This window comes from Clostridium sp., from assembly GCF_036639235.1.
GTDB lineage: Bacteria > Bacillota > Clostridia > Clostridiales > Caloramatoraceae > Clostridium_AB.
The window spans coordinates 31,910-35,522 of record NZ_JAVWJB010000019.1 but is presented as its reverse complement, the minus strand read 5'-3'; the positions used below and the strand labels follow the sequence as shown (position 1 = coordinate 35,522).

The following is a 3,613-nucleotide window of genomic DNA, read 5'->3' as shown; positions in this document are numbered from 1 at the left end:
AGAATTGTTTGAAAATTTAATAAAAAGGCCTTATAATAATAAATAACATAAGACAGAAAATATTCATAAAATATTTGGCAGTAGATAGAAAAGGGTTTCTAATCTTCTTATGTACCCTTAAACTTGGGAGGTATCTTTATGGAAATGATCAAAGGAATTTTATTACTATTATTCGTTTTAGCACTGTTTTCTTTATTTAGTACAAAGGCTCCAAAGGGAGCAAAGGCAATGTCAGGGCTTGCAAATGCAGCTGTTGCTAGTTTCTTAGTTGAAGCAATACATGCCTATATTACAGGGGATTTTTTAGGCATAGAGTTTTTAAAGGAAGTTGGTAACTCAGCAGGTTCCCTTGGTGGAGTTGCAGCAGCAATACTTGTACCGATTTCAATGGGAGCAAACCCGATATTTGCAGTTGTAGCAGGGGTTAGTTTATCAGGATACGGAATATTACCAGGGTTTGTAGCAGGATATGCTGTAGGTTTTATAGCACCATACATAGAAAAGAAGCTACCAACAGGTTTAGATATAATTGGAGGTGCAATTATTATAGCACCGTTAGCTAGAGGGATAGCACTACTTGTAGACCCAGTAGTTAATGCAACATTAATTAACATAGGGGACACTATTTCAATAGCATCACTTCAATCACCACTTATGATGGGATTCTTACTAGGTGGAATTATTAAAATGATATGTACATCACCTTTAAGTTCTATGGCACTTACAGCAATGCTTGGTCTTCAAGGACTTGCAATGGGTATTGCAGCTATAGCATGTGTAGGAGGTTCATTTACAAATGCTATGGTATTCCATAGATTAAAGCTTGGAGATAGATCAAACGTAATTGCAGTAATGCTTGAACCATTAACTCAGGCACCACTTGTTACTAAGAATCCACTACCAATTTACTGTTCTAACTTCTTTGGAGGAGGATTTGCAGGAATGGCAGCAGCTTATTTCGGAATAATAAATAATTCTCCAGGAACAGCATCTCCTATACCAGGACTTTTAGTACCATTTGCATTTAATGAACCATCAAAGGTTATAATGGCACTTGCACTAGCGGCAGTTGGTGGACTTGTAGCAGGATATATAGGAACTGAAGTATTTAAGAGACTTAAGTATAAACCAGTAAGACTTGACGATATACAAAATAATTAAATATAAGGCTTTTTATTACACAGGTTTATAAAATTTTTAAACCTGTGTATTTTAATTTGAAAAATATAATATACATATAGCTAAGAGGAGAATTTACTTAGGGGGATAACATGAAAAAATATGAAGAGCTTTTTAGACGATTCCTTTTGATTTTTGTAATTGTGGCTATGTGTTTACTTGTATTAATTGGGGGAAGTGTTACATTTATAGAAAGTGAAAGTGTTTTAAAATATATAGATAAAAAATAAAAGGCTGCATTATGCAGCCTTTTATTTTTGTTGCTTTTGTTTAAGTGATTCTTCAAGTTTTGTGTAGTTAGATTCAAAGACTTGAAGCTTATCAGCTGAAGCATTAAGTGCTCCTTTAAGTGCAGCTTTACCATCTACTTCAGTAGAAGACTCTAGGCCACTTCTAAGTGCGCTTAAATAATCCTCATATGATACGGCACATGTTATAAAGCTTGTTTTAAGCTCTGTTAAAGATGATGGTGTAGAAAGTGTATTAACTGAATCAATTACTAAGCTTAAAGTGTTTTTGTGCTTAGATATGTTAACCATTAATTGCTTTGAGTTAAGTGTGCCTTCATTAACTAGGTTTATGTCATCATCAATTAGAGTTTTTATGTTTGTAACCTGTGTTAGTGATTCACGTAGACTTGCTATATATGTATTATTTTCCTCTTTAGATTTAATACTATCATCTAATGCATTAAGTGTTTCAATATATGATTTGAATTTATCAGGGTAATTAGCAAACTCCTTAGGAACTGTAATAGTTAAATTATCTGTTTTATAGCTTTCATAATAACCAATTGTTAAGGAAACATATTCATATAGTTTATTTATAGATTCATTAACAGTTGTTGATGAGTAGTTTTCAAGTGCTGCTATTGTTTGAGTATATAAAAGATTGTTGTTTTGAAGTCCCTGGGTAATATTACTATGTGATTTTTTGTATTTATCAGGAACATTAGTATTTTTAGTAATATTAATTGCTTTTTCAATATCCTTCTTAGATGATTTAAGATTTGAGATTATCTTATCAATATTATTTAGGTCACCTGTAAGAAGCCCATAGGTTGAAGTTACATTTGAAATAGAACTTTCAATTAGTGAAATAGTCTTTTTAGATTGTCTTGTATACTTAGCATCAATTGAACCATACATTAAGTAATATATTAGGCCAGAAATGATAATAATACTAAGTATAGCAATGGTAGTAACTCTACCCTTAGTTGTTGATAAAAAATTAGAAAAACTCATAATATCCTCCAAAATTTATTTATTATCCTTCTAGTATTAAGCTTTAAGAAGGATTTTAGATTAACTTAATAGTATTATTATAATATATATCCTTATAATTGATAAATTAATCCAAGATAATATGTTTAATATAGATTTTTTTTGTTATATAATAAATCTAATAAGTAGTTAAGGGGTGGAAAAGGTGTTGACAGATTTTAGAAATATGTTAAGTATACTAGAAAATATAACTATTTGGAATATAGTAGATATATTAATAGTTGCTTATATCTTTTATAAATTATTTATACTCATTAAAGAAACTAGGGCAGAACAACTTATAAAGGGACTAGTATTTATAGTTGTTGTAATGAAGCTAAGTGAAGTATTTGGCCTAATGGCACTTAACTACCTAATTCAAAGTACACTAACTGTTGGGGTTATAGCGCTTATTATAATCTTTCAGCCAGAACTTCGTAAGGCACTTGAAAGACTTGGAAGAAGTAAGATTATAACTCGAAAGTTATTTGATACTGAGGAAGAGATTGAAGACGTTACTAAGGAAATAGCAAAGTCTGTTCAAAGCCTTTCACAAACGAAAACAGGTGCGTTAATTGTTATTGAAATGGAAACAGGTCTTGTAGAATATACTGAAAACTCAACAAAAATAGATGGACTCGTTTCTTCTCAACTTCTTGAGAATATATTTGTAGAAAATACACCACTACATGATGGGGCAGTTATAATTAGAAGAAATAGAATACTTGCAGCAGCTGCTGTACTTCCACTAACACATCAGAATGTTAATAAAAGCTTAGGAACAAGGCATAGAGCAGCACTTGGAATAAGTGAAGCCTCAGATGCTATTGCAATAGTTGTATCTGAGGAAACAGGAAATATATCACTTGCTGTTAACGGTAGACTAACAAGAAATTATAACGAAGAGAAGTTAATAAGTGTACTTACTAAGGTTCTTAAGCAGAACTCTACTTCAAGTACGACTATGGTTAAGAGGGTGAAGCAATGGTTCAAAAAGATAATCAAAAAGTAGCTGCTATAGCAATATCAATATTTTTAGCATTGCTGCTTTGGATATATGTAATGGGTGAGCAGAACCCAGTTCAAACAAGAAGCGTTGATAATGTTAGGGTTAGCCTTGAAAATACAGAAAATATAACTAGAAACAACCTAGTATTATTACCAAGACAAGA

The 3,613-nt window shown here is 31.6% G+C and carries 4 protein-coding genes and 1 pseudogene; 4 read left to right on the top strand and 1 reads right to left on the bottom strand.

The annotated features are described in order from the left end of the window. Positions 1-138: 138 nt before the first annotated feature. Together RR539_RS06485 and RR539_RS06480 are read left to right on the top strand one after the other, a co-directional pair. Positions 139-1,161: a PTS sugar transporter subunit IIC gene (locus RR539_RS06485; RefSeq protein WP_332474879.1), complete on the top strand. Its 1,023-nt coding sequence runs from the start codon at positions 139-141 to the stop codon at positions 1,159-1,161. Positions 1,162-1,271: 110 nt separating this feature from the next. Next, positions 1,272-1,409 carry a hypothetical protein gene (locus tag RR539_RS06480; RefSeq protein ID WP_332474878.1) on the top strand — a complete coding sequence of 46 codons (138 nt, stop codon included), beginning with the start codon at positions 1,272-1,274 and terminating at the stop codon, positions 1,407-1,409. Positions 1,410-1,430: 21 nt separating this feature from the next. On the opposite strand, the gene RR539_RS06475 is transcribed toward RR539_RS06480, so the two are convergent. Then, positions 1,431-2,423: a hypothetical protein gene (locus RR539_RS06475; RefSeq protein ID WP_332474877.1), complete on the bottom strand. Its 993-nt coding sequence runs from the start codon at positions 2,421-2,423 to the stop codon at positions 1,431-1,433. 184 nt (positions 2,424-2,607) lie between these two features. On the opposite strand from RR539_RS06475, the gene cdaA reads away from it, so the two are divergent. Continuing rightward, complete coding sequence (gene cdaA, locus RR539_RS06470) at positions 2,608-3,453, top strand: diadenylate cyclase CdaA (protein ID WP_442878400.1); 846 nt, start codon at positions 2,608-2,610, stop codon at positions 3,451-3,453. Next, a pseudogene (locus RR539_RS06465) lies at positions 3,426-3,613 on the top strand (hypothetical protein); the annotation flags it as partial. The gene cdaA and the pseudogene RR539_RS06465, both read left to right, overlap by 28 nt.

Bases quoted from the DNA above. Each gene is read 5' to 3' on its own strand.
- RR539_RS06485 (WP_332474879.1), top strand. From the start codon at position 139: ATGGAAATGATCAAAGGAATTTTATTACTATTATTCGTTTTAGCACTG.
- RR539_RS06480 (WP_332474878.1), top strand. From the start codon at position 1,272: ATGAAAAAATATGAAGAGCTTTTTAGACGATTCCTTTTGATTTTTGTA.
- RR539_RS06475 (WP_332474877.1), bottom strand. From the start codon at position 2,423: ATGAGTTTTTCTAATTTTTTATCAACAACTAAGGGTAGAGTTACTACC.